The organism is Parasediminibacterium sp. HNIBRBA5674, assembly GCF_056745525.1.
The window spans coordinates 107,467-133,767 of the sequence record NZ_JBQWIE010000004.1 but is presented as its reverse complement, the minus strand read 5'-3'; the positions used below and the strand labels follow the sequence as shown (position 1 = coordinate 133,767).

Here is a 26,301-nt window from a genome sequence, read left to right as displayed (position 1 = left end):
TTGTTTGTAACTACGGTATTGTTTACAAATAATATGAGGGTAAAAACTGATTGATGTAGTAATGAGATACCTTTTGTAGGCTTAAAACGCTTGTTTTTTGCTTTACTGATGTAGTGTTGAAGTGGTTGTAAATGTTAACAGCAATTTCATCAGATGTAGTTTTACCAATGTATTTCAGGTACGAAATCTCTCTGAAAAAACGATTGCTAGATTATTGCCAATAGCTGTTGCTCAGTTAGATGGATGACGTGATTATTTAATCATTAAATTCAAAAACAGTTACAAATGAAAAAACGTTACTCTCTTCTTTTGTTGTTTGGGTTAAGCATTTGCCAAGCATTTGCACAACCTACCACAAATGCACCTACACCACCTACACGTAATTCTGCCAATGTAATTTCTATTTACAGCGACGCCTACACAAGTTTAAGTGGTACAGATTTTAATCCTAACTGGTCTCAATCTGGTTTTGCGACAGCTTCAGAAATTAACATTAGTGGTAATAATATTCGCAAGTATGCCAATATTAACTACCAAGGTGTACAATTTGCATCTCCAATTAATGTAAGTTCTATGACTAACTTGCACCTAGACATTTGGACATCTGACTGTACAGCTTTCGATGTATTTTTAATTTCACCTGGCCCTGTAGAACAAGCTGTTACCGTTACGCCTACTGCTTCAGGTTGGAAATCAATAGATATTCCTTTAACTAGCTATACAACACCAGCAAAAAACAACCTAATACAATTCAAATTTGTAAGTACACCTTTTGGTGGCCCTACTGTTTATCTAGATAATATCTATTTCTGGACAAATGCTACCTTACCAACTATTACAGGTTTTACGGTGCCTAGTAATAAAAAATTAGGTGATGCACCATTTACCATTACTGCGCCTACAAGCAATAGTGCGGGTGCGTTCACATATAGCAGTGGCAATACAGATGTAGCTACTATTTCTGGTAATACTGTTACCATTATTGGTAGTGGTACTGCTGTAATTACTGCTTCTCAAGCTGCAAATGGTAGTTACGACGCTGGTAGCACTACAGCTAGCTTGGTTGTTGGCTTCAATCCACCATCTACTGCAGCACCTACACCTAGCACACCATCAGGTAGTGTTATCTCTTTATATAGTAATGCATACACCAATAGAACAATTGATACTTGGTCTGCAAGTTGGGATAATGCAGATGTTTCAGATACGGTTATTGCTAGTAATGATACTAAAAAGTATTCTAACCTAGTATTTTCTGGTATTGAGTTTACAGGTGCTAATTCTATCAATGCAACTGCGATGAACTTTATGCACGTAGATATTTGGACACCTAACGCTTCACCATTGAAAATAAAATGGGTAGACTTTGGTGCTAACAATGCTTATGATGGTGGTGGTGACGATAAAAACTCAATTGAATATGTATTATCACCAGCGCCTACACCAGGTACTTGGACAAGCTACAACATTCCGTTATCTAGTTTTACTGGCTTAGATACTAAAGCCAATCTATCACAAATGTTATTTGTTGGGTCAAGTGCTACTGTATATTTTGACAATGTGTACTTAAGTGCAGTTACTACTTTACCAGTAGCTTTGGCAGAGTTTACAGCTGTAAAAGCTGGTAATACAGCGCAATTAAGCTGGAGAACTTTGTCTGAATTAAACAATAAAGGTTTTGCAGTAGAGCGCAGTGCCGATGGTGTTGCTTGGGCGCAAATACAATTTGTAAATGCAACTGGTGCTGGTAATTATTCTACATTAGATATAACCCCATTAAGTGGCGTGAATTACTATCGTCTTAAACAAGTTGACAACGATGGTAAGCAAGCCTATTCTACAACTGCATTAGTAAATTTTGCAGGTAACGATGCGGTGGTATTCTCTTTTTATCCTAACCCAGTAAAAGCTAAAATTACTGTAGCGCTACAAACTATTCAGTCTAGCAAAGCAAGTTTAAGCTTAGTAAATATTGATGGTAAAACGCTAAAAACGATACCACTTACAAATCAACAATCTAATAGTAATATCCAAATCTCTGTATCTGACATTGCAAAAGGCAACTATTTCTTAGTATTAAAAGATGGTGGCACTGTAAAATCAAGCAAGGTTTTGGTAGATTAATACCGATTTAAGAAAAACAAGGCTCACTTTAACTAAACCCTTCAAAGGCATAAAGCGATTAAAAGCTTTATGCCTTTTTTTATTGTGGAGAAACCCCACAGGCCTTTAAAACATGTTGCGGTTCAATTTTTGTGATAATTTTTCTGTGGTAAATCAATTACCACAATTTTTTTACCACAATTTTGTGGTAAATTTGGTTAAACTGTAATTTTACCACAAAATGAGAGGCGAATTATCTACACGAGAAAAAATGGGGGTTACGCAACAAGCATTTGCTGAATTTTTAAATGTCAGTATGAGTCAATTGTCGATGGCTGAAATACACCAACGTAGCTTGCCTACAGAGGCTTTGCTTACTATTAGCCAAATAGAGATTTGTTTATTGCAAGCACCAGTAAGGGTAGATGAAGACAATGACACAAAGCCTTTAGAAAATCGTTATAAAGATTGTTTACTGCAAATAGCCAGCACACAACGTAAGCTAGAAAAGCTAAGGCAGCAATACCAACAATGCTGCAATGCTATTACAGTAGCTACACATTTACCCAAAGCACTACCAAATGCCACCCCTGCGCAGCTATTATGGTTAGAAATATTGGCAAATGATGCTAAAGAAAAACTAGCTACCTGCGGCACAGCACAGCAACAATTATTGCAGGTAAAAATTGATGCGCTAGAAACTGAAGCTGCCGCACTATTACCGCTACTATCACCGCTTTAGATTTTCATTAACTTAAAATTATCATAAATCATACTGTTTAACATTTCTATATAACAACTGAATAAGGGTAGTTAATACATTCGATTATTCAATAACTCTTAAACTGAATAATCATGGCCTACGATGTAACATTGCTGAAAACAGCAGCAGACTGCGACACACTAACAGAAGTGTTGCAAAAAGAAAAAAAGGATTTAGCGTACAGTAAAACGGTGCAGTTGCGCCAACAAGAAAACACTTCGGAAGATTCGGTATCAGTAGCGGCAGAAATGGCGGCTAATGATGCAGAGCTTTCGGCTTTAGACATTGTAATTGCGGCATTGCCAGATGGCGATACCAAAAAAGAAAATGTATCTAGAAAGAAAAAGTTAGAGTGGCGCCAATCTGTATTAAGCAAGCGTAAAGATGATACTGGCCCTGTAGCCTTGCTAGACAGAGCCTACACACTCGCTTGTATCGATTTACAAATTGCCGAAGCGGATGTGCTTTTAGCCGCTGTTGCCACACGTAAAGCTGCTTTGTAGCTTAAAATCCTTTGGTTATTGTACAAAGCCCACAATTATTGGTGGGCTTTGTTGTTTTATTTAGTTATCAAGCTATTAATTTTTAGCTTTCTGAGCATATAGGTAATTATCTGGCTCATAAGGGGCAAATAAAAACCGTCAAAGTATGAAACTTTTGACGGTTGGATAATTAAGAGATTAAAAACTATTAGCGGGTATTTATTTTACTTTCAATTCAATTTTCCCGTCTTCAAAACCTGTGACCTCGTATTTGTTAAAAATGCGCTTATTAATTTCGGTTAGAAGATTATCTGCTGTGCCAGTATGTGTTACTGTATAAATAGCTACGCCAGATTTTAGTGTTTTTTCTACTGACTTAAAAACTGGTATAGTTGCTAAAACGGTAGCAAAAGCATTAAAAGTTGTATAGTTGGCATTGGATAATATCACTTCTGTTTCGTTGGCGGCTGTAGCATTATTTAAAACAGTATTGGCAGTTGGTAGGTTCAAAGAATCTTTTTTCGATGCCAAAAACTCAACAGCTTTTATGATACCCTGTTCACAAGCATTGGCAACAGCAGGGTCGCTAGAAACAGCACTAATAGCATTGATGCCAAATGCGCCAAACTCTGTTGCTGCGCCTGTTTTACCCTCAACATTAATAGATTGTGAATACAATACTTCTCTTGTTTCTGGGTTTATCATTTTAAGTATAAAACCAATTTTTGCTTTATTGCTACCTACTTTTATTAAGCCTACCCTTACACCATTGCTTTTGTTATTGTATTCAGTTACTTCACCAGTTACCACTACTTGTGCCCCAAGTTGCTTGCCTTTTTTAGGTGCCGCTGTTTTTTTGGCATAGCCGCCTTCACCATAGTCTATCTCATCATTCATGTTTGCTTTGTTTTTAAGGCTCTCTAGCACATTGTAGCAGTTGGTGCCTTGTAAGGCGTTGGTAAGCATGGTAGCAAGGTTGCCCCCAAATTCCTCAGGTGCAGTTGTAGTAACCGAAAAGCGGGCAACAGTTATACGCACTCGTTTATTTAGCGGCAAATTAGCACACTGTGCTTTTACCTCTTCAAAACTTGTTTTTACATCTTTTTGGGCAAAAGTGTAGCAACTGATTAAGCAGCTTAAAGCAATTAATATTTTTTTCATGGTTTTAATTTAGCATTTAGTCTTTTACACACCTTACAGAGAGGCCAGATCTTTTTTGATAGTCGTAGTTAGTTAATATAACCCCAGTGTTGGTTAGTTCAAAGCCTGAGCCTGTTGCAGTAGAATTAGTTAATGTTGTTCCTGTAGCTGACCAAAAATTAGCAGAAATATTAAATTCTTGGAAATTAAGATCATTTCGATAACCGCCACCAAGTGCCGTAAACCCAGAAGCATTGGTAGCACCTGTATTAGGGCTTACCCAAGTGGCTGTACCGCTTTGTTTCATAATGCCACCTGCACTAGTACTGCCACCTAAATAAGCCGCTAACGCAGCCCACTCGCCATCATTTGGGCTATGCCAGCCAGCTGGGCAAACGCCACGTGTATCTGAAACCGCATACCAATTATATAGTTTGCCATAAGTATCATTATAGCTACTGCTATTATTGAAGTAACACCATGCAGGATTAGGTCCACTACCACCGCCCGTCCAATAACTATTCCATAAATTTTGCGTACTAGGGTTGGCAATTGCATCTCCGTTTTTGAATCTTGTTACTCTTAAGTTTTGTGCCATCCATTCTTTATCACCCAATATTACAGATGTGTAGGTATTACCTTCCACATCAGTAACGCCTGAGCCAGCAATGCTAAATTGTAGGGCAGTAAAGCTTACCTGTGCGCCATAAGCTGTACCTGCACTATTAGTAGCATAAGCTCTAATATAGTATGTGGTACTTGGTTGTAGTGTACTTAATGCCGATACAAAAACACCTGTACCTGTACCATCGGTTGTTTTGGTATTGCTTATAGTAGGGTTTTGTGTAGTTGCATAACAAATACCTCTAGCAGTAACTGGTGCGCCACCGTCGGCGGTAATAGTGCCGCCCCCAACGGCTGAGGCTTGTTTTACACTACTGACATTTGTAGTAGTTATAGTTGGTACCTGTACAGTGCTAGTAGTAAAACTTACTTCATTACCATAACTTGTACCTACACTATTGCTGGCATAAGCTCTTACATAATAAGTAGTATTAGCTATAAGTCCTGTTATGGTACTTGTAAAGCTACTACTGCCAGTACCTTCGCTTGTTTTGGTTGATAAACTAATAGTAGGTGACGAATTAATAGACCAACAAACGCCTTTAGCAGTAATAGATGCCGCACCATCTGATAAAATAGTACCGCCACTAATAGCACCTATGCCAGATATACTACTAATTGCCACTGTTTGTAATACTGGAGCTTGTGGGTTACTTGGTGTAGGGGTAGGTGTGCTATCGCCACTACCTTTACTACAACTAATTAAACTTGCTAGAAGTAAGAAGCAAAAATAAAAGCCAATTGTCTTTTTCATAACTAAATGTTTTTTTAAAAGGGTGATTAACTCTTAATCACCCTTTCATTGTTCGTAAGCTGTTTTTTAAAATTTAAAGGCCACTCCTAATCTCGCATTGGTGCTACCAATAGCACCAAGCTCTAAAAAGCCACCCACTTTATCGCTGAAATAATATTTACCACCTATAAAGGCTCCAAAGTATAAGCCACTGCCATACAAGCCATCTGAATAAGAGTAGGTCTCATCACCAAATTTGAAACTCCTAAAACCTAAAGTACCGCCTCCGTATAAATCAATTTTTTTATCATCTATTCCTAAAATCTCATTAAAATGGTAGGAAGCCCTTGCACCAAAATATAGAGCTGTAAACTTGTAGCCATAATAATTATTGCTCAAATAATCAAAGTTGGCACCCACGCTAATTTCATCTGTCACCCCTACCTCATATGACGCACCAATTGGTATACCGCCACTGTAATATGAGTTTACACCTATACCTACATTAAATAGTTTGTCACCTTTTGCATAGCCACCATTACTGGAAGTAGACGCACTTGATTTTTTACTAGGTGTTGTAGTTTTTTTTGCTTGTGCAAAAACTGTAGACATTGATACTGCGAAAACCGCAACTAGAAAGATCGTTTTTTTCATGTTATTTGTTTTATTGTTAGAAATGGTTAAAAACGTTTAGAAATTAAAACTAGAGTCTTCAAAATTATTGCTTGTCATTGCCATAGGTACACTGCGCAAAAAATCATATTAAGTACATACTGTTAAAATACTCAGCTACTTTTTGTGCATTATCAAAGCGGTATTCAAATATGTTTTCGGCTTTGTTAAGTATGCGTTTGTTATAGGTAGATACGGTTGTTTTTTCTATCTTAAAACTATTAGCAATCATTTCGCTAGTAATGTTTGGTGTGGTGGCATAGCGTTTTAATATGCGTAGCTCTTGTACCGAAAAGCCACTTTTTTTCTCAAACCATTGTTTTACCAATACTTTTATCTTGTCTTCTTTTTCTGTTTGCTGCCCCTCATTATTGTATATGCGAAATGAGTAATGCTCATTGTTAAAGTCTTTTACTATGTTACAAGCGTTGTTAAATGCCATCACTTTTCCATCAGCACCTATGCTAATTGGTTTTACTTCTTTTTTGCAATAAATATATTTCCCGTTTTTATGCTGTAAGGCCAGCGATGACACATAGGTTAGTTGCATCAGATTTGTAAATGCTATTTTTTCTTCTGCAAAAAGATGATACAGGGCTATGGTATAAAAAGCTTCTACAACTGCATGTGCAGGATGCAGCATGTTTAAATAGTGTTTTACAGTAAAGCGGCTTTCATCGTATCCAAGACAAGCTTTAGTACCTACACAGTCTGTAACTGTATTTTTCTTTGTATTGATAATAAAACTAAATTCTTCTGGCTTCAACTCTTTTTCTGTTAGTAGTGCCTGTGTACCCTTTCTAGCCAAGTCATCCACACTACTTTTAGTTGGCAAATAAGAAGGCATAGCGGCATCATTAAAAATAGCTTCGGTTAGTAGTTGGTTATTAGGCAGTTTAAACATGGTTTTTACAAATTGCTATAGTATAATAGCAGCAACACGTTTTTTATCATCGCTTTTCTGAAACTTTTTTCAAAAAGTCATAAATACGGCTTAAAATTAATTTATCAGGATTACAAGCCTGTACCTATGGTAGGTAGTGATAGGTAAAAATTTAATGTATGGGCATAAAAAAAAGGCTGCCTTTTAATTAAGACAGCCTCTCGAGGAAATAAACGAATCTTTTAGACTTATTTTTTAAACATAAAAGTGATGATTGCTAATAAACTGCCAACAATGGCTAAAAATTGAACTAAACCAACAATATATATTGTTCGCATGATGTCAACTTTGTCATCTTTAGTTAAAAAAACATCTTTTTTTTGTTGTACTTTTTGCTCTGCTTTAGCTTCAAAATATTCAATTACAGTTGCAGCTTCTTTTTCTGAAAACTTAGTTTTAAATATCTCGTATACCTGTAGTTCTAAGTTACTCATATCAAATAATAGTTTGTGCCAAAATTAAGTAATAGTGGTTAAATTAAATAGCATTAATGTACCAGCGTAAATCCTGCCCAATAATAAGGGGCATATTTTTTTCGCATTACTTGTTGCGTAGTTAAAAATGCTTGTTGTATGGTTTTTCCGTCAAGCCATTGTTTATAAAACTGTGTCATAAACTCTTGTGTTTGCTTGTCTGGCACTTGCCATAGCGATGCCATTACATAGTTAACACCTGCTATTTTAAAAGCCCTTTGCAAACCAAATACACCTTCGCTGCCACGTAATTCACCAGTGGCAGTTTCACAGGCAGATAGTACTGCTAGTTGGGTATTTGGTAGCGATACATTGCTTATTTCCAATGCCGTTAATATACCGTCATCTTCATTACTATTGCTTTTGGCTTGCCAGCCTTTATTGCCGCCAGCCATTACCAAACCCGTTCTTAATAGTGGGTTATCTGATGTTTTAAACACATTGTTACTAGCTTTATTGGCTGTTGTATCTGGTATTGTAAAACCATGTGTGGCTATATGTATTACCTGTGGTGACCGACTACCGACTAAACTTCTAAAAGCTGCTTCTGTGGCTTTATCACCTGTAAAATAGGCAACTTGCTTGCGCTGCAATGCCATGCTTTGTTTAATGTTGGTTACTTCTTGTAAAGTATTTGGCAAGTACATAAATGAATCTTTATCGGCACTTCTATTTTGCTGATATACAAAGGCATAAGGGTCTGCAATGGTAGGCTTTGTGGTATCTGTTTGCTGATGGTTATAATTAATACCGCCAAACAATGCGATGGATGTAGGTAATTGGCTCGCAGCTTCTTTAGTGGCTATTTGCCTAGTACTGCTTACTTGTACCAAGCGGTATTTATCGCATAGTAAACTATCTTTTTTATAGGGGATAGCTGCAAATGCCAACTGATGTAACAGCCCATCTGGTGCAAAATACACCGTATTAGTATTAGCTAAATATGGGGCTAAAGGCTGCCATACCAAATTGTACAAATTATTTTTTTTTGGTACAGAAGCATTGCCAATACTGCCACTGTTACGGGTAGTAATATTTGCTATATAAGCAAACTTTTTTAAAGCTGCTTTTAATTGCCCCTCTTCAAATAGTTTTATAAATATGGGTACAGTATCTTGAGGGCGCACTAGCATAGCAGCATAATACACTGTATCGGTTTGTTTTTTAGAAACATAATTAAACTTTACAAATTCTATAGCTGCTTCTTTTGGCTGTAGGCAGTTGCGTACATCTTGCCAAGTAGTGTTCAGCTTATTCTTCATATCTCGGTAATCTGCCGATAGGCGTAGCAAGGCTTTTTCTTGTTGGTTAGCAATATCTGTTAATGAATCTGTATTAATAGTACGCTTACTTATGGGCTGTGCTAACTGTTTATTAAGTGTGGCTTTATTGGTTGTATAAGTTTTCCAAAGTTTAGCTAATGTGCTATCGGTTGATTGCGCTAATTGTTTAAATAAGCTACTGGTGTTTTGAATGGCAATCCCAGTAAGTAGTAGACGGTTGTTGTAAGCAGATTTTAAAAGTGATGTAGAAGCATATTGTAGCAATGAAGATAAATGCATTGTTAAAGCAGGTATTCTTTGCTTTATGTAAGTTAAAAGTTCATTTTCTGATAAAAAATATAGATTATCGAATAAGACTTTTTTTTCAATAGTATTTGCTTCCTCAAAATACTTGCTTGCATCAATATAATTACCAATCGTTTTTTCCAAATTTGCTAGATTATTTAGCTCAATGATGTAATCAATTGGGCTTCTTAAATGGTTACTTTTTACTACCTCCTTGTATATATCCTCTGCGTTATTGTACTTGCCTATTGTAAAATAAAGACCACCGAGGTTCTCTAATGCGTCTATGTAATCTTTATTATTTTCTCCGAATTTTTTTTTATAAATTTCTAATGCTTCTTTAATCAGTTTTTCTGACATTTCGTATTTCCCCATTTCCCTATATACTGCTCCAATACTGCTTAGAGTTTGAGAGTATTCAGTACTGTTTTCGCCTAATTTTATTTTTCTTATTTGCAGAATATTAGTAAACATTGAGTCTGCCAATATATTATTACCTGCTTTAAAATAAATGTTTGCTAAGTTGCTTCTAACTGTAATGCAATCTAAACTCTCACCCTCACCCTTTACTTCATAAATATGTATAGCATCTCTATAAAATTTTTCCGCTTTTTGATAATTTCCTAATCTGTAATATGTTACTGCAAGTCCATTTAGCGACAGAGCTACATCTATCGTCTCATAACCCTTTTTTATTCTTTCTGCTAAAACTTCAAGCTGTATTTTTTCGGCATCAACATAATTACCAAGCAATGTGTACATGTTTGCTAAATTATTGGCTGTAGTTAGGTATTCGCTACTTTTATTTGATTGATTTTTGGATTTAAATATCTCTAATGCTTGTTCGAGATTAGCTTTCGCTTCTGTATATCGACCCAAATTTTTGTATAAGGCGGCCATATTTACTAAAACACCTGCATATTCTGAATGCTTTTCACCAAAGTACGCTTTTATTATAGTGCTAGATTTTTTAAAATATTGTTCTGCTAAATCATAGTCTCCTTTTTTATTGTATAAGAATGCTAAATCGCTTATCGAAATAGCCAACGCAGAATCGTTATTCTTTTTTAACTCATTTTCTTTTACTAATTGCTTACTAAAGGATATTGCTTTTTCAAAATATCCTTTCTTAAAATAAAAGATTAATGAATCATGCAAATTCACTTCCTGCCCCACAACCTTTCCGCCAAGCAATAGTAATACAGCTAACAATATTTGTGTACGTTTCATAAGTAGTTAGTTTTTTTATTGTTGATTAAAATGATTAGAATGATGATAAATGATTATTGACTGTTTAACAACACTAACAATTGTTTCGCCTTGTTTTTATAATTACCAGCCTCTGTAAGTGTTTGCAATTGCGCTTTAGCTTTAGCTGCCTCTTGGTTTTGTAAATAAGCAAGTACTAGGTACCAACTAGCTTTTTGTTGCAATAGCTTGTCGGTGCTATTTGTTTGTACCCATTGCAAGTTGTTAATGGCTTTGCTGCTATTACTAGTTTGTAAGTAGGCAATGCCTTTGAAATAATGCCCAAGTGCTTTTATCGTTTTTATGTCGGTTTCTGTACCTCTAGTATCGGGCAGTTCTGTTAGGTTTAGCTGCTGTATTGCTGCATAATTACCCTCATCATATTTCGTAAGCGCATCTGCTAAGTACATAGGGTAGTTATCCGGCACAGTATCTTTTACAAAGTATTGCTTGTATATATTAGCTAGGTTAATGTCGTTCTCGGGTTGTTGTTCTTTGATTGGCTTTCCAGTATCTATTAAAGGTTGTTTTTTTACAGTGTCTATCACTTTTACAAGATCGTTTATAGGGGTATTTGTTTTAAAGAAAATAACGCTTGCAATAATTGCTAATAAAGATGCTGCCACACCAATACGCAACCACATACGTTTAATTCTGGTATTTATTTCAGTCAGTTCATTTTGCTCCGCCGCAACATTTGCTACATAATCAATGGTACTTACTTGGGTAGTTTCAGCAGCTATTTCCGCTTTTAAAAATGCATCTCTTACACCTTGTTCAAAATCTAGCTGTAAGCGCATAGCAGGGTTATTTTCTAACTCAGCTTCAAAAGCGGTCATTTCTTCTAGCGTCATATCTGCATCTAAAAATTGGCAGATGCGTTGGTATTGTTCGGTGGTTAATTCCATCATTTATTCTTTTTGTTCTAGCCCTGACAGCTTTTAAAACTTATCGGGGTAAGTCTTGATTTATTGGTATTCAATTATTGCTTTTAATTGCTGCATACATTTACAAGCCTTGTTTGCTACTGATTTTACACCTATCCCTAATATATTGGCAATATCTTCATTGGTTTTGCCTTCTCTGTGGCGCCATACAATAATCTGTCTACATTCTTGTGGCAGTCTATCAATTGCTGTATTTAACTTTTGTAAATACAAATCATCTTCTTCTTTTTGCCTTTGGGTATAAAGTACAAATGCTTCGTAGTCAGCTTTCTTTCTATCAAGTCTATCTTCTGCGGTTAAGCCAGCTAATAATTGTATTTTATAAAATCTATTGGCTATGGTTTTTATTGTAGCATCACCATCGTGCAGTTTGCTGCTAGTAGCATGTTCTTTAAATTTAATAAGGCCTTCTGAAAATGCAGTTTTGGCTATAAACTCAAGTGTATGTTCTGGATACTTTTTGTATTTGTAGGTAATTATTGCCCATTTAATCCATTCAGCTTGTACACAGCTATACAAGCAATTTGCTATGGTATTAAACATAGCTTGTGTATGCTGCCTTAATTTAGCTAACACAGTGCCTATCTTGGCACTTAACAATCTATTACATTCAGTAGTGTGTTGCATTAATGTTGGTTGCTAGTGCGTAAATATATTTTAAGATGGTATATGCAGTGTATTAAATTTAATAGATAATTAGTTTTTTAAATAAACTTATTAGGTTGTTTACCATGCATAACAAAACAACTATCGTTATTATAAGCAGTGACGTTCGTGGTAAAAAAATGTGGTAAATTATTTACCACATTTTTTTTACCACAACTTTGTGGTAATTTTTTAATTGTAAAATATTTACCACAAAAATAGCTATGCTTATTTTAGTAAGCACTTCAAAAATCACATAAGAAGTCCACAACAGGTAACAATCCATTTGCAAAATTCAATTCGTAACGCAACCGTGCAAGAAAATATGTATTGATGTACTATTGATGTAGTTAAAAAGATTTAAAATCAGCTGTTTTTAAATGCTTGATGTAGTATTGAAGAACGCACTTTTTAGTATGCTGTAGTAGCCCTCAATAGCTTTGTTGCATTATTTTTCTTCATTTAAAACGGTTGCATTATGAAATTGAAATTTGCATTGCTATGCGTTGCTATCATTTTGGCAGGCTTTGTCCAACAAATTATGGCACAAACTTTACCAATTACGGGTAAAGTACTCAACAAATCCACTGGCGAGTTATTGGTAGGTGCTACAGTAAATGTAGAAGGTACTACAAAGTCAGTTTTAACCGACGCAAACGGTGTTTTTAAAATCACCGTAAATAAGGGCGCAACATTAGTAGTAAGTTATGTGGGCTTAACTAGTGTTAAACAAAAAGTTGAATCTACCACACAGTACACTATTGTGTTAGAAGCAAGTGCTGCATCAAAACTAGATGAAGTAGTGGTAGTAGGTTATGGTACGCAAAAAGTAACCAAAGTATCTGGTGCTATTGCTACTGTAAAAGCTGCTGATATTGAAAAACTAAAACCTGTACGTGTAGAGGAGGCCTTGCAAGGTGTATCTGGTGTAAATGTTGTTTTGAGTGGTTCGCCTGGTGCTTCACCAAATATTATTATACGAGGTATCCCTTCTTATACAGGTAACGGCCCACTAGTAATTATCGATGGTATACAACAAACCCAAGCCGATTTGAATGCTATCAATCCTGCTGATATTGAAAGCATCAGTGTTTTAAAAGATGCTGCAACTGCTGCCATTTACGGTGTAAGTGGGGGCAATGGTGTTATGTTAGTAACCACAAAATCAGGCAAAAAAAGTCAAAATACTGAAATAAGCTTGAATAGCACTTTTGGCGTACAACAAGTTATGAACACCATACCTGTGTTAAACGCATCTGAATATGGTGCTATTATTAATGAAGGTAGTGTTGCATCGGGCGGCAATTTAATTTTTACTGATTTGTCTAAACTTGGTGTAGGTACAGATTGGCAAAAAGAAATTTTTAAAGATGCCTCTATACAAACCCACAGTATTAATGCTAGGGGTGGTAGCGATAAAATGTCTTACTTTTTGTCTGGCAGTTATTTAAGCCAAGGCGGTATTGTAGGCGGTAACGATAAATCTAAATTTAGCCGTGCAACCGTAACTGCTAATTTATCTTTCGATTTGACACCTAAACTTAAATTTATTACCAATACTACCTATATTAATTCAAGCACTTTGGGTGTACAAGAAAATTCGTTTAACAGTGTTATCGGTAGTGCTTTAAATTTCGATCCTACAGTGCCTGTTTACAACACTGTACCGAATACTGTTGGTAAGTATGGGTTTAGCAATCTGCTGTTATCAGAAGTGTTTAACCCGCTTACCAAACTTGATAATACGTATAATCAAAATATTGGTAATAAATTTTATGGAAAGTTTGAATTTCAATATCAAGTATTGAAAAACTTAAAACTGACCACTCGTTTTGGGTATACCAAGTATGATGGTAATGCTAAAACATTTACACCACTGGTATTTTGGGGTGTAAATAACGTAGATAATTCTATGAATGCAGATGGATCGGCAGTAGTAGGCAAGCACAATAGTGTAGCGCACGATAAAGCTAATTACAATCAGTTCAACTACGAGTTATTCGGTAATTACAATTTTAAAGTAAAGGGGGGGCACAATTTCGAAACTGTACTTGGAATGGCTGTTGCTAAATCTAGCGGTAATACGGCTGGTGCTAGTAGACAGGATGTGCCATTTAACTCTTGGGATTTTGCAGACTATACCGCCGCAACTGGTGTTAACTCTGCTACAAACCTTGAAGCTGTTAAAGGCTACTACTATCAGTATTTTAAAAGAAATTTATCATACTTTGGTAGAGTAAACTATGATTACCAAGATAAATACATAGCATCTTTCACCTTGCGTAGAGATGGCTCTACCACTTTTGGTAATGATAATAAATTTGCCAGCTTTTTGTCTGGTTCATTGGGATGGGTTGTAAGCAAAGAGAAATTCTTTAATGTAGATTTCATTAATTTCTTAAAAATACGTGGTAGCTATGGTACACTAGGCAATGATGTTGGTGGACCTCAATTTGGCAGTATACAAACCGATTATTTAGCATCTTTATATGGCTCTGGTAATAGTATAGGCTATACGTTTGGCAATAATTTTCAATCAGGTGCATCTTTGGGTACATTGGGCAACCAAAAATTAGCTTGGGAGAAGCAAACCCAAAAAAATATTGGGTTTGATATGACTTTGTTGAAAAACAAGTTTACGATATCTGCCGATTATTATGAGAAAGTAACTACCGACTTATTGTTTGTACCAAGTGGTTCTTTATACATTGGTGCTGTTCAATTTCCATTGGCCAATATTGGCTCTACAAAAAATAGCGGTATTGATATTACCTTAGGGTACAATGAACAGTTTACAAAAGATTTAAAATTTACTACCTCTGTAACATTTACTACTGTCAAAAATTTAGTAACCGAATCTAATGCAGATGGTACAGGAATTCTTGGCGGTTATTATTTTAACGGGCAAACGCAAAGTGTAACCTTATTTCAAAGAGGGTATGGGCCAGCAGCATTTTATGGTTATAAAACAGATGGCTTGTTTCAATCCGCAGGTGATATTGCTAAAAGCGCTAGACAAGATGGTGCGCAACCTGGTGATATTAAGTTTGTAGATATAAACGGTGATGGTGTTATTGATGCGAAAGACAAAACAACCATTGGCAACCCATTTCCTAAATTTACAGTTGGATGGAATGTAAATTTAGATTATAAAGGCTTCGACTTCTCAGTACTTACTTATGCTTCTTCCGGTAATAATGTGTACAGAGCCTACGAAAGAAATGCTATTTACAGTAATAAGTTTCAAGATGTATTAAGCAGATGGACAGGCCCTAATAGCACTAACGATGCACGTAATCCACGTTATTCATTTACCGATGCTAACAATAATAGCCGTGTAAGTGATAGATATGTTGAAGATGGGTCTTTTATTAAAATAAAAAATGTTATACTAGGCTATACACTACAAGCCAAAGCCATCAAAAAAGCGTTTAGAAGTATCAGGGTATTTGCCCAAGTTAAAAATGCCTTTACGTTTACCAAATATAATGGTTACGATCCTGAAGTGTCAGGTGGTTTATTGGACGTTGGTATTGATCGTGGTTCTTACCCTCAAGCAAGAACATATTATCTAGGTATTGATATTAAGTTTTAATTTCTCAACTAAAAATTTATAACAATGAAGCATAATCATATAAAAATAATAAGCATGGTAGTGTTGGTAGTAATGCTAGCGTCATGCAAAAAATGGGTTGATTATAATCCTAAAGAAGATTTTAAAATAACGCAACTAGAATACCTAAAATCCGAAAGCGATTATAGAGCTTTAGGTATTGGTGCTTACTCACCATTGCAATGGTTAAACCAATTAGTACCTATTGGCGATATTGCTTCTGACAATTCAGTAAGTGGTGGCGAAAGTGCGAGTGATACAAGATCGCTACAAGATGTGGATGATTTTACAACCTATCCTATCAACTCTACATTGTCAGACTTATGGCAATCTGCATACGAAGGTATTAACCGAGTAAACTATATGCAGCAGTACAAAGCCGTTAATCCATCAGGTCAAACTATCAATTTTGCTGGTAAAGACGCATTGTATGGTGAAGCCTATTTTTTAAGAGCTTATTACTATTTTACATTGGTAAAGCTATTTGGTGATGTGCCTTTATTTACTTATAGCCGTTTAGTTTTAGCTGATACTAAAGCTTTAACCAGAAGCCCTAAAGCAGATGTGTACAAGCAAATAGAAGCAGATTTAACGGCTGCAATTGCCGTGTTACCAACTGTGCAAGTTGATAAAGGACGTGCTACAAAATATGCTGCACAAGCCATGCTAGGTAAAGTGTATCTGTATCAAAATAAGTACGATGCTGCTGCTGCCATGCTAGACAATGTAATTAATAGCAACGCCTTCACACTAGTGTCAGATTTTGCTTCTATCTTTTTGCCTAGCGGCGAAAATGGTGTAGAATCAGTGTTTGAAATTCAATATTCAAATTTGTCTGCTACTTACGATTGGGGGCATCCTACACGTGGTCAAGGCAATTTATCAGTTCAGCAATGCGGTATTAGAAACCTAAATGGTTCTGCTGCCATGCCTTTTGCTAATGGCTGGAGTTTTAATTTACCAACAAAAAACTTACAAAATGCTTACGCCGCAGGCGATAAAAGAAAAGATGCTACCTGCTTAGATATAGAAGCTTATATAGCAGCTAATCCTTCTTTCGGTATTACTTACCAAGTAGCGCCTTATAGAAATACTGGTTTGTACAATTATAAATACCAACCACGTAAGGGCGAATCTTCTGGTCAAATAGAACTAAACTATTCTAACAACTTTAGAACTATTCGTTTTGCAGATGTATTGTTAATGGCTGCTGAAGCTTACAATAAAGCAAGTGCACCAAACGATACCAAAGCACAGAGCTATTTAAACCGAGTTCGTCGTAGAGCCTTTGGCGATTTATTGCATGATGTTACAGCTACCGGCGCTACGTTGTATGATGCGATTTTATCAGAACGTAGATTGGAATTAGCTATGGAAGGCGAACGTTTCTTCGACCTAGTGCGTACTGGTAAAGCTGCTACCACTTTAAGTGCTTTAGGCTTTAAAACAGGTAAACACGAATTGTTTCCAATACCTCAATCTGAAATTGAAGTATCTGGTTTAACGCAAAATCCTGGTTATTAATTCCTTTTATTTCAAGTAAAAAATTATAACAATGAACATACTTAAAAATATACTGTGCGGCTTGCTAGCAATAAGTGCTATGGCTAGTTGTACAAAAGTTGCCAACGATGATATATCGTTTGTAAAAACAGGTTCTGCACCTACTAATTTGGCTGTAGATATCGTGGTTTCTAAATCTGGTCTTGCAACCATTACACCTACTGCAATTGGTGTGGCATCTTTTGAAGTGTACTTTGGCGATAATACCGCTAATGCAATCGTAACACCGGGTAAAAACACCACTCATGGTTACGCTGAAGGTACTTTTAATGTAAAAGTGGTAGCTAAAAACTTAACTGGTGATAGCACCTCATTAACAAAATCAATTACTGTTGTTACATCACAATTATTGGTAGATTTTGATACACCTGCCAATACTTATGGCGCTACTGTGTTTGGCGGTACGTCATTTGCTAAAATAGCTAACCCATCTGCAACAGGCATAAATACAAGTGCCAATGTGGGTAGAATTACAAAAGGTAGCAGCGGTGCATTATCAGAAACATGGGCTGGTATTACTATCAATACAAGTGCGCCTTTCACATTTGCTAGTAAGGGTATTGTAAAAATGAAAGTGTATTCTAACCATGTTGGTGCCATCTTCAAGTTTAAACTAGAAGCGCCATCTACTGGTTCAACTGTAGAAACTGATGTGATTGGTACAGTGGCTAATGGTTGGGAAGAATTAACTTTTGTAATGGATCCATCTGTAAATGGCCGTTCGTTTGGTGGCTTTAGTATCTTCTACGAGTTTGGCTTACAAGGCAATGGCTCAGCCAACTTCATCGGTTATTTCGACGATATCAAAATATTCCCATAATTATTTTAAAAAATGAATGCTATGTCTAAAAATATAAAATGTATTACGGGAATTTTATTTTCCCTACTACTTACTGTAAGTAGTTGTACAAAAGAAGATAAAACCTTTGGTGATTTAACTGCACCGTCAGCACCAGTTATTGATGTGCAAGTGGTAGGTAAAACTACTGCAGCACCTTACGGTGATAGTTCTGGTAAAGTAATTATTACCATTACATCTACTAACGCTATCAACTATAAGGTAAGCTTTGGTGATGGTGGTACAGATAGCTTAAGTACTAAAAATCAATTTAGCTATGGCTACTCACACATTGGTTTAAAAACCTTAAACGTAACTGTAACTACTACTGGTAAAGGTGGTATTTCTAGCACTACTACTTCTGCTGCTTTTACAATCTTTAGAAAATTTACTCCTAACACAGATTTAGTAACAATGCTTACTAACGATGGTAGTAAAACTTGGAAAGTTGATTCAGTTGCTGCTGGTAATATTGGTGTCGGGCCTATCAACACATTTACTTCAGATTGGTACAATGCTGCGCCAAACGAAAAAGCTGGTTTAGGTATGTACGATGATGAGTTTACTTTCACTAAAAGTACTAGCACATTTACCCATAAAACCAACAACAGTTTATTTGGCAAGAAAGAGTATTTAAAAGACTTTGATGCAACCCTTACAGGTTCTGGTGACTTTACTTTAACAGGCAATACTGCTGCTACTTACAGCGAAACATTTTCGTATGATGGTACAAGCACCACAGAATACATTGTGTTTGGTTCTAAAGGTCACATGGGCTTGTATGTAGGTGCGCACAAGTATCAAATACTTAGTAGAACTGCTTCGCAAATGTACTTGCGTTGTGCGGGTGCAGATGGTAATGCTTGGTATGTGAAAATTAAAGCAATCTAAATTTAGAGATATGAAGATGATTCAAAGGATTCCTAGGTTGTTGTGGATGTTGGTAGTATTGATATCTGCTTGTGCTTGTAGCAAAGGTGATACTGGTGGTACTTCAGTAAATAACGATCCACCATCAAACCTAAGTGTAAAAGCAGTGGTTAATCCTGATAATAGTGGCAATGTTGCCTTTACTGCTACAGCTACCAACGCAGTTACTTACGATTATGATTATGGTAATGGCATTTTTGCTACGGTACCTTCTGGCGCTGTTACTTATAAATATCCTTCATCTGGTACTTACACCGTAAATGTGATAGCTAAGAGTAGTGGCGGAAAAGTTATTTCACAGTCTGTTACTGTAACAGTAGTTGTAACTATGTCGCTTATATTTTCAGATGAATTTGAAACTGCTGGCGCACCTGATGCTTCTAAATGGGGCTACGATATAGGTACTGGTAGCGGTGGTTGGGGCAATAATGAGTTACAGTATTATACCAATCGCTCAACTAATGCATCTGTATCTAATGGTACACTTAAAATTACCGCTACAAAGGAAAGCTTTAGTGGTAGTGCGTATACTTCTGCTAGATTATTGTCTCAAAACAAGTTCTCGTTTAAGTATGGTAAAGTAGAAGTACGTGCTAAATTACCTGCTGGTGTAGGTACATGGCCTGCCATTTGGATGCTTGGTAGCAATATTACTTCAGCAGGCTGGCCTAGCTGCGGCGAAATTGATATTATGGAACATCGTGGTAGCGAACTGAATAAAATCTTCGGTACGTTTCATTATCCTGGTCGCTCTGGTGGTAATGCAGATGGTAATACATTAACTATTGCCGATGCTACAACAGCGTTTCATATTTACTCGGCTGAATGGTCTGCATCAACTGTAAAATTATTTGTAGATGGTCAATTGATTCACACGCTTAACAATTCAACGTCACTACCATTCAATCAAAACTTCTTTATGATTTTGAACGTGGCAATGGGCGGCAATTTTGCAGGTTCTGTAGATCCTGCATTTAGTAGTGCCACTATGGAAATTGATTATGTAAGAGTGTATCAATAGTTCTTATTGTTTTAGTGTTCTTTTATAAATAGCAATAACCGTAGGCAAATTGTCTACGGTTATTGCTTCTTTGTTTTTCTACTTTAAATTTTGCTGTATGATACAAAAACAACGTTTTATAGCTTGTTTGCTTAGTGTATTTGCTTTGGCAAATATGGCGCAAGCGCAGTCTTACTCATCTGTTACTAATATTGATAAAAGGGTAGATTCTGTATTGAAATTGATGACTTTAACTGAAAAAGTTGGTCAAATGAACCAATACAATGGCTTTTGGCAAATTACTGGTCCTGTGCCTAAAGAAGGTAACGCCAAAATGAAATACGAGCATTTAAAAATGGGGCTTGTAGGTTCTGTGTTAAATGTTCAAGGCAGTGTGGATGTACGCAAATTGCAAGAGATTGTGGTAAAAGAATCTCGCCTTGGTATTCCTTTAATTTTTGGTTTCGATGTGATTCATGGCCACAAAACATTGTCACCAATACCTTTAGCCGAAGCAGCAAGTTGGGATTTAAAAGCCATCGAAAAATCTGCAAGAGTTGCTGCTACTGAGGCCTCTGCAGTTGGTATCAATTGGACATTTGCACCAATGGTAGATATTGCACGTGACCCACGTTGGGGCCGTGTAATGGAAGGCGCAGGTGAAGACGTGTATTTAGGTTCTAAAATTGGTGCTGCTCGTGTAAAAGGTTTTCAAGGTGATGATTTAGCTGCTAATAATACCATTGCAGCTTGTGCTAAGCACTTTGCAGGCTACGCATTTGCCGAAGGCGGTAGAGATTACAATACCGTAGATGTAGGTACTTCTACTTTATACAATGTCATTTTCCCGCCATTTCAAGCTACGGTAGATGCTGGTGTGCGCACTTTTATGAACTCGTTTAATGTGGTAAATGGTATACCTGCAACGGCTAATAAATTTTTGCAAAGAGATATTTTAAAAGATAAATGGAAATTCAATGGCTTTGTAGTAAGCGATTGGGGTTCTGGTGGCGAAATGATAGACCATGGCTTCGCAAAAGATTTAAAACAAGTAGCAGAACTAGCGGCTAATGCTGGTAGCGATATGGATATGGAATCTTATGCTTACGTGGCGCATTTACAAAAATTAGTAGAAGAAGGTAAGGTGAGCATGGCCGTAATTGATGATGCTGTAAAGCGTATTTTACGTGTTAAATTTGAGCTTGGTTTATTTGATGACCCTTACAAATATTGTAGTGCTGAGCGAGAAAAAACGCTTATTTACAACAAAGAACATCAAACCGCAGCACTTGATATGGCTAAAAAGTCTATCGTTTTATTGAAAAATAGCAATAACCTTTTACCATTAAATAAGGCTCAAAAAAATATCGCAGTCATTGGTGCTTTGGCAAATGATAAAAATAGCCCACTTGGTAGCTGGCGCATTGGTAGCGATGATAATACTGCCGTATCAGTGGTAGAAGGATTGAAGCAATACACCAGCAACTTTAAATATGCGAAAGGTGCTGATGTAATAACTGGTAAAGCTTCGTTTATTGAAGAATTGAAAATTAATGAAACTGATAAATCTGGCTTTGCTGAAGCAATAGAATTAGCCAAAAAATCATCAGTTGTAGTGATGGTTTTAGGTGAGCATGGATTTCAAAGTGGTGAGGGTAGAAGCAGAAGTAAGTTGGATTTACCAGGTGTGCAACAGCAATTATTAGAAGCTGTTTATAAAGTAAACAAGAACATCGTTTTGGTATTGATGAACGGTCGTCCATTAGCCATTACTTGGGCAGATGAACATATACCTGCCATTATTGAAGCTTGGCAGCTTGGTTCGCAAACAGGTAATGCGGTAGCGCAAGTGTTGTTTGGTGATTATAACCCTTCGGGTAAATTGCCTATGACTTTTCCTAGAAGTGTAGGGCAAGTACCTTTGTATTATAGTCATTACAGTACTGGTCGTCCTGGACCAAAAGATTTGGTGTTTTGGTCGCATTATATGGATGAAAGCTATAAACCATTGTATCCTTTTGGTTATGGATTAAGCTATTCAAAATTTGCCTACAGTAATCTTACCGTTAATGATGCAGATAAAGCCAATATTAAAGTGAGTGTAACCATTACCAACACAAGTAAAGTGGCTGGTGAAGAAGTAGCACAACTATATATTCATGACAAAGTTGCTAGCGTGGTAAGACCAGTTAAAGAATTAAAAGGTTTTGAAAAAATGATGTTGAAAGCAGGTGAATCAAGAACCATTACGTTTACATTAACGAATAAGGAACTTGGTTTTTACAATAATTATGGCACTTTTACAGTAGAACCGGGCGAATTTGAAGTAATGGTAGGTACTAATTGTAGCGAAGGATTATCTACAACGTTTCAGTTATAGTTAGATGGATGAATAAAGATTTTTTGTAGAGAACAATTTTGGTATGTAAATTGTAAAACTGATTTGAAATTCGCTGATTAGTGTTTAACAATTACTTTTTGAAATTATCGAAATTGAAAAAATAATTCAGAAAGTCATTGTTGTAACATTAGTTAGTTTATTTTGCAACAGAATTGTAAAACAAAAAATTAAACAAAACCTTTTATGAAAAAAGTTTTCTTAGCCCTTGCTCTAGTAGCTAGCACAGTAGGTATCTACTCATTTACTACTAAAGTTGCTGACACATTTGCAGTAAACACAACTACAAGTAAAGTTGAGTTTATTGGTTCTAAAAAATCAGGTTACCACCCAGGCTTCTTCTTATTAAAAAGCGGTTCTGTTACAGTTGATGCAGGTAAAATAACAGGCGGTAGCTTTGTAATTGACCTAGCTTCTTTAAAAGTAACTGACGATGCAGGTGCTAAACTTGAAGGCCACTTAAAAGCACCAGATTTCTTCGATTTTAGTAAAGGTACAGAAGCAACTTACACTATTTCAAGTGTAAAATACACTAGCGCTGATAAAGCTGAAATTGATGGTAGCTTAACTTTAAAAGGTGTTACTGCACCAGTTAAATTTGTAGCTAACGTTCGTGGTATCGATGCTACTAAATTATTTGCAGAAGCAACTTTCAGTTTAGATAGAACAACATTTGGTATTAACTACGGTGTAGGTATGGTATCAAATGATGTACAAGTAACTGTACATTTATTTGCTGGTAAATAATAATACAAGAATACCCCCTAATAAAGCCTTGCCACATTTGTTGGTAAGGCTTTTTTGTTGCTTGTAGGTACTACACCTATTTTTGTTGCATGAATAGGCAAGCCTTAGTACAAGCAATAGCAGATAAACAATCGTATTTATGTGTAGGTTTAGATACCGATATTACCAAGCTACCAAAGCACTTACAGCAACAGCCCAATGCTGTGTTTGAGTTTAATAAAGCGATTATTGACGCAACCAAAGACTACTGTGTAAGTTATAAAATAAATACGGCTTTTTATGAAGCGATGGGTTTAAAAGGCTGGGCCGCTATGGAAGAAACCCTACATTATATACCTAATACACATTTTAAAATTGCAGATGCTAAGCGAGGCGATATTGGCAATACCTCTAGCCAATACGCCAAAACCTTTTTTGAAGTATTGCCTTTTGATGCTGTTACTGTAGCGCCTTATATGGGTGAAGATAGTGTTAGACCTTTTCTTGAGTACGATGATAAGTTTACGATTGTTTTGGGCTTAACATCTAATAAAGGTGCGAATGATTTTCAAAAGCTGATAGTAAGTAATAACTATAAGGATGCAAGCCTTGTACCTACTATTTTGCAAGGCAACACAGAAGAATACTTGTATAAAAAAGTGCTTACTACCATTGCACAGTGGGGTACAAAAGATAATTTGATGTTTGTAGTAGGCGCTACGCAAGCAAGTGATTTAACTGCTATTAGAGACATTGTACCAGATAATTTCTTATTAATACCTGGTGTAGGTGCACAAGGTGGTAGCTTAGCAGAAGTGAGTAAATTTGGGCTAAATAAAGACTGTGGTTTATTGGTGAATGCAAGCCGTGCTATTATTTATGCTAGCGCAAAAGAAGACTTTGCCACAGAAGCCGCCGAAATAGCCAAGCAATACCAAGTAGAAATGGCTAATTATTTAGCGTAAATGTGACTTACAGATACCGCAGAACTACGCAGATGTTACTTTGAAATAAACACCGGGCAAGGAAGAAATGGTGATTTTCTTTTGTAAGGAAGTATAAGGGTAAATAAAGATTCGTACCTAGTTGTTTCAAACCATGAATCATGCAACTAGTTCGCCTTCTTTTTCTTTTTCATTGGCAGATAAATGCGTTCTGCTTTTTGTACAAGACTAATAAATTCTTGTTGTGAAAAATTGCTTTTATCGGCAGCAGTATTGGCAAGCGCAAGTACATCTGTAAACGTGTAGTTTTTAGAGAAATTAGAGTTTTTCAAAAGTGCCCCAAACATAGCAACAGACGTAGCAAAACGAAGTGTTGGTGGCGCAGTTGCCAAATCTTGTTTAAAAAATGTTATTGCAAAAGTTTGGGCTTCGCTTTTGGCAGTTGCAGAAAGTTTGTATTGCAATTCTACAGTAGCAATAGGTGTGCTTGCAATGGTATCTCTAGGTTCTACTTCAAAAATGGCTATTAAATTATGCCCACTACCTACCTCACCACCTTCAACCTTACTACTAGCATCTGCAATAGCTTCTTTTTTATTATCAAAACCTATTAAGCGATAGCGTTTAATTTTTGCTTCGTTAAAGGCAACATTTACGTAGGCATCATTCGCAACTGTGTAAATAGTTTTAGTAAATTCAGTAACCAACACTTTTTCTGCTTCAGCGGCATTATCCAAGTAAGCAAAATTGCCGTTCCCTTTTTTGGCTAGCGTTTCTAATTTACTGTCTTTATAATTACCCATGCCTACACCAAGGCAGGTTAAATAAATACCACTTTGACGCTGAATGGTAATCATGTCTTCTAGGTCTTTATCGCTTGTTTGCCCTACGTTAAAATCGCCATCGGTAGCTAGTATAATGCGGTTATTGCCATTAGGAATAAAAGTAGATTTTGCTATGGCATAAGCAGTTCTTATGGCACCTTCGCCTGGGCTATCGCCACTAGCGGTTAATGAGTCTATCACTTCGTTTATCTTGTCTATTTCACTGCCATCTGTGGGTGGTAATGGCACCGATACATTACCACCATAGGTAACAATGGATAGCTTATCAAGTGGACGTAAATTTTTAGCCAATAATTTAAAACCCGCTTGTAGCAGTGGTAGACGATTGGGCTTATCCATACTACCTGAAACATCTATTAAAAACACCAAATTGCTTGGTGGTACACTATTTAAATTAAGTTTGGGTGCGTTTAAGTTGATGAAAACCAAGTGATTGTTTGGCTGCCAAGGGCAAGTAGTCACTGCGGTATTACAGGTAAATTGTTGTGTACTATTAGGTTTTTTATCAAGCGATAAATTGAAGTAGTTGAGCATTTCTTCAATGCGTACGGCGTTATTTGGTACAGTTAATTCGTTGTTTAAAAACCGTCTGATATTGCTATAAGAAGCTCTATCAATATTTAATGCAAAGCCTGTTTCGGGATAATTTTTGGCCGCAATGAAGCTGTTTTCTATAAAGCTAGTATAGCTTTCGCCAATGGTACTTAAAAAGGTTATTTGCTGATTAGGAGAAAGGTTTTTCGTAATTGACGCTAGTTTGTTTTTCATCAGGCTAGCAGTGGCAGCTAGCATTTTAAGCATCAAATTTTGGTATTTCTGCGTTTCTATGGCTTCGTGAAGGGTTTCAAAGCCATCAAAACTAAGCGTAATGCTATCAATTTGTCTATTGGATGGAATGCCAAATAAGCCATTATCACCACTAAAAAATTGTAGATTTCCTTTAGAATATAATTTAATGAGTACACCAGTTAATGGTCTGCCTTTTTCATCTTTTACTTGGCCTCTTACATAATATTGACCTAAACCGTTGCTATGCATAGCAACAGCAAATAGCAGTATTAGTAGTAATTGCTTCATTTACAGTACACTTTTTAGTAACGGAA

At 36.3% G+C, this 26,301-nt stretch carries 20 protein-coding genes; 11 read left to right on the top strand and 9 right to left on the bottom strand.

Annotated features, from left to right (window positions below):
- Positions 1 to 285 precede the first annotated feature (285 nt).
- From ACT9TX_RS03650 to ACT9TX_RS03640, 3 genes are all read left to right on the top strand, one after another.
- On the top strand, positions 286 to 2,124 hold the full coding sequence (locus ACT9TX_RS03650) for a T9SS type A sorting domain-containing protein (protein WP_481336849.1): 1,839 nt from the start codon (positions 286 to 288) through the stop codon (positions 2,122 to 2,124).
- 220 nt (positions 2,125 to 2,344) lie between these two features.
- Positions 2,345 to 2,845, top strand: a complete 501-nt coding sequence (locus ACT9TX_RS03645) for a hypothetical protein (RefSeq protein WP_481336848.1) — start codon at positions 2,345 to 2,347, stop codon at positions 2,843 to 2,845.
- Between the two features lie 113 nt (positions 2,846 to 2,958).
- Positions 2,959 to 3,369: a hypothetical protein gene (locus ACT9TX_RS03640; RefSeq protein ID WP_481336847.1), complete on the top strand. Its 411-nt coding sequence runs from the start codon at positions 2,959 to 2,961 to the stop codon at positions 3,367 to 3,369.
- Between the two features lie 198 nt (positions 3,370 to 3,567).
- Here the strand turns inward: ACT9TX_RS03640 and ACT9TX_RS03635 are convergent, their stop codons facing one another.
- From ACT9TX_RS03635 to ACT9TX_RS03600, 8 genes are all read right to left on the bottom strand, one after another.
- Entirely contained in the window at positions 3,568 to 4,509 is a 942-nt protein-coding gene (locus tag ACT9TX_RS03635; RefSeq protein ID WP_481336846.1) for a CsgG/HfaB family protein, read from the bottom strand.
- Positions 4,510 to 4,525: 16 nt separating this feature from the next.
- A complete protein-coding gene (locus ACT9TX_RS03630; protein WP_481336845.1) occupies positions 4,526 to 5,866 on the bottom strand; it encodes a fibrobacter succinogenes major paralogous domain-containing protein in 1,341 nt (446 codons plus the stop codon).
- A gap of 66 nt (positions 5,867 to 5,932) precedes the next feature.
- Positions 5,933 to 6,499: a hypothetical protein gene (locus tag ACT9TX_RS03625; RefSeq protein ID WP_481336844.1), complete on the bottom strand. Its 567-nt coding sequence runs from the start codon at positions 6,497 to 6,499 to the stop codon at positions 5,933 to 5,935.
- A 103-nt stretch (positions 6,500 to 6,602) separates the two neighbouring features.
- Positions 6,603 to 7,421, bottom strand: coding sequence for a hypothetical protein (locus ACT9TX_RS03620; RefSeq protein ID WP_481336843.1), 819 nt, complete (start codon positions 7,419 to 7,421; stop codon positions 6,603 to 6,605).
- A gap of 227 nt (positions 7,422 to 7,648) precedes the next feature.
- The gene (locus tag ACT9TX_RS03615) at positions 7,649 to 7,894 is read right to left on the bottom strand and encodes a hypothetical protein (protein ID WP_481336842.1); all 246 of its coding nucleotides are present in this window, start codon (positions 7,892 to 7,894) and stop codon (positions 7,649 to 7,651) included.
- Between the two features lie 53 nt (positions 7,895 to 7,947).
- Complete coding sequence (locus tag ACT9TX_RS03610; RefSeq protein ID WP_481336841.1) at positions 7,948 to 10,731, bottom strand: CHAT domain-containing protein; 2,784 nt, start codon at positions 10,729 to 10,731, stop codon at positions 7,948 to 7,950.
- Positions 10,732 to 10,784: 53 nt separating this feature from the next.
- Positions 10,785 to 11,660: a hypothetical protein gene (locus ACT9TX_RS03605; RefSeq protein WP_481336840.1), complete on the bottom strand. Its 876-nt coding sequence runs from the start codon at positions 11,658 to 11,660 to the stop codon at positions 10,785 to 10,787.
- A gap of 57 nt (positions 11,661 to 11,717) precedes the next feature.
- A complete protein-coding gene (locus ACT9TX_RS03600) occupies positions 11,718 to 12,323 on the bottom strand; it encodes an RNA polymerase sigma factor (RefSeq protein ID WP_481336839.1) in 606 nt (201 codons plus the stop codon).
- A 496-nt stretch (positions 12,324 to 12,819) separates the two neighbouring features.
- On the opposite strand from ACT9TX_RS03600, the gene ACT9TX_RS03595 reads away from it, so the two are divergent.
- The 8 genes from ACT9TX_RS03595 to pyrF all read left to right on the top strand — a co-directional run bounded on the left by ACT9TX_RS03595 (position 12,820) and on the right by pyrF (position 24,374).
- On the top strand, positions 12,820 to 15,936 hold the full coding sequence (locus tag ACT9TX_RS03595) for a SusC/RagA family TonB-linked outer membrane protein (protein WP_481336838.1): 3,117 nt from the start codon (positions 12,820 to 12,822) through the stop codon (positions 15,934 to 15,936).
- 24 nt (positions 15,937 to 15,960) lie between these two features.
- Positions 15,961 to 17,478 carry a RagB/SusD family nutrient uptake outer membrane protein gene (locus ACT9TX_RS03590; protein WP_481336837.1) on the top strand — a complete coding sequence of 506 codons (1,518 nt, stop codon included), beginning with the start codon at positions 15,961 to 15,963 and terminating at the stop codon, positions 17,476 to 17,478.
- A gap of 31 nt (positions 17,479 to 17,509) precedes the next feature.
- A complete protein-coding gene (locus ACT9TX_RS03585; protein WP_481336836.1) occupies positions 17,510 to 18,337 on the top strand; it encodes a PKD domain-containing protein in 828 nt (275 codons plus the stop codon).
- A gap of 21 nt (positions 18,338 to 18,358) precedes the next feature.
- Positions 18,359 to 19,246, top strand: a complete 888-nt coding sequence (locus ACT9TX_RS03580; RefSeq protein ID WP_481336835.1) for a hypothetical protein — start codon at positions 18,359 to 18,361, stop codon at positions 19,244 to 19,246.
- Positions 19,247 to 19,256: 10 nt separating this feature from the next.
- A complete protein-coding gene (locus ACT9TX_RS03575; RefSeq protein WP_481336834.1) occupies positions 19,257 to 20,306 on the top strand; it encodes a family 16 glycosylhydrolase in 1,050 nt (349 codons plus the stop codon).
- A gap of 97 nt (positions 20,307 to 20,403) precedes the next feature.
- Entirely contained in the window at positions 20,404 to 22,665 is a 2,262-nt protein-coding gene (bglX, locus tag ACT9TX_RS03570) for a beta-glucosidase BglX (RefSeq protein WP_481336833.1), read from the top strand.
- Positions 22,666 to 22,869: 204 nt separating this feature from the next.
- The gene (locus tag ACT9TX_RS03565) at positions 22,870 to 23,430 is read left to right on the top strand and encodes a YceI family protein (protein ID WP_481336832.1); all 561 of its coding nucleotides are present in this window, start codon (positions 22,870 to 22,872) and stop codon (positions 23,428 to 23,430) included.
- 89 nt (positions 23,431 to 23,519) lie between these two features.
- Positions 23,520 to 24,374, top strand: coding sequence for an orotidine-5'-phosphate decarboxylase (gene pyrF / locus ACT9TX_RS03560; RefSeq protein WP_481336831.1), 855 nt, complete (start codon positions 23,520 to 23,522; stop codon positions 24,372 to 24,374).
- Between the two features lie 146 nt (positions 24,375 to 24,520).
- On the opposite strand, the gene ACT9TX_RS03555 is transcribed toward pyrF, so the two are convergent.
- Positions 24,521 to 26,275, bottom strand: coding sequence for a vWA domain-containing protein (locus ACT9TX_RS03555; RefSeq protein ID WP_481336830.1), 1,755 nt, complete (start codon positions 26,273 to 26,275; stop codon positions 24,521 to 24,523).
- Positions 26,276 to 26,301: the final 26 nt, after the last annotated feature.

Coding starts and splice junctions, on each gene's coding strand:
- ACT9TX_RS03640 (WP_481336847.1), top strand. CDS start 2,959: ATGGCCTACGATGTAACATTGCTGAAAACAGCAGCAGACTGCGACACA.
- ACT9TX_RS03555 (WP_481336830.1), bottom strand. CDS start 26,275: ATGAAGCAATTACTACTAATACTGCTATTTGCTGTTGCTATGCATAGC.
- ACT9TX_RS03590 (WP_481336837.1), top strand. CDS start 15,961: ATGAAGCATAATCATATAAAAATAATAAGCATGGTAGTGTTGGTAGTA.
- ACT9TX_RS03625 (WP_481336844.1), bottom strand. CDS start 6,499: ATGAAAAAAACGATCTTTCTAGTTGCGGTTTTCGCAGTATCAATGTCT.
- pyrF (WP_481336831.1), top strand. CDS start 23,520: ATGAATAGGCAAGCCTTAGTACAAGCAATAGCAGATAAACAATCGTAT.
- ACT9TX_RS03635 (WP_481336846.1), bottom strand. CDS start 4,509: ATGAAAAAAATATTAATTGCTTTAAGCTGCTTAATCAGTTGCTACACT.
- ACT9TX_RS03600 (WP_481336839.1), bottom strand. CDS start 12,323: ATGCAACACACTACTGAATGTAATAGATTGTTAAGTGCCAAGATAGGC.
- bglX (WP_481336833.1), top strand. CDS start 20,404: ATGATACAAAAACAACGTTTTATAGCTTGTTTGCTTAGTGTATTTGCT.
- ACT9TX_RS03610 (WP_481336841.1), bottom strand. CDS start 10,731: ATGAAACGTACACAAATATTGTTAGCTGTATTACTATTGCTTGGCGGA.
- ACT9TX_RS03580 (WP_481336835.1), top strand. CDS start 18,359: ATGTCTAAAAATATAAAATGTATTACGGGAATTTTATTTTCCCTACTA.
- ACT9TX_RS03575 (WP_481336834.1), top strand. CDS start 19,257: ATGAAGATGATTCAAAGGATTCCTAGGTTGTTGTGGATGTTGGTAGTA.
- ACT9TX_RS03645 (WP_481336848.1), top strand. CDS start 2,345: ATGAGAGGCGAATTATCTACACGAGAAAAAATGGGGGTTACGCAACAA.
- ACT9TX_RS03615 (WP_481336842.1), bottom strand. CDS start 7,894: ATGAGTAACTTAGAACTACAGGTATACGAGATATTTAAAACTAAGTTT.
- ACT9TX_RS03595 (WP_481336838.1), top strand. CDS start 12,820: ATGAAATTGAAATTTGCATTGCTATGCGTTGCTATCATTTTGGCAGGC.
- ACT9TX_RS03585 (WP_481336836.1), top strand. CDS start 17,510: ATGAACATACTTAAAAATATACTGTGCGGCTTGCTAGCAATAAGTGCT.
- ACT9TX_RS03620 (WP_481336843.1), bottom strand. CDS start 7,421: ATGTTTAAACTGCCTAATAACCAACTACTAACCGAAGCTATTTTTAAT.
- ACT9TX_RS03605 (WP_481336840.1), bottom strand. CDS start 11,660: ATGATGGAATTAACCACCGAACAATACCAACGCATCTGCCAATTTTTA.
- ACT9TX_RS03650 (WP_481336849.1), top strand. CDS start 286: ATGAAAAAACGTTACTCTCTTCTTTTGTTGTTTGGGTTAAGCATTTGC.
- ACT9TX_RS03630 (WP_481336845.1), bottom strand. CDS start 5,866: ATGAAAAAGACAATTGGCTTTTATTTTTGCTTCTTACTTCTAGCAAGT.
- ACT9TX_RS03565 (WP_481336832.1), top strand. CDS start 22,870: ATGAAAAAAGTTTTCTTAGCCCTTGCTCTAGTAGCTAGCACAGTAGGT.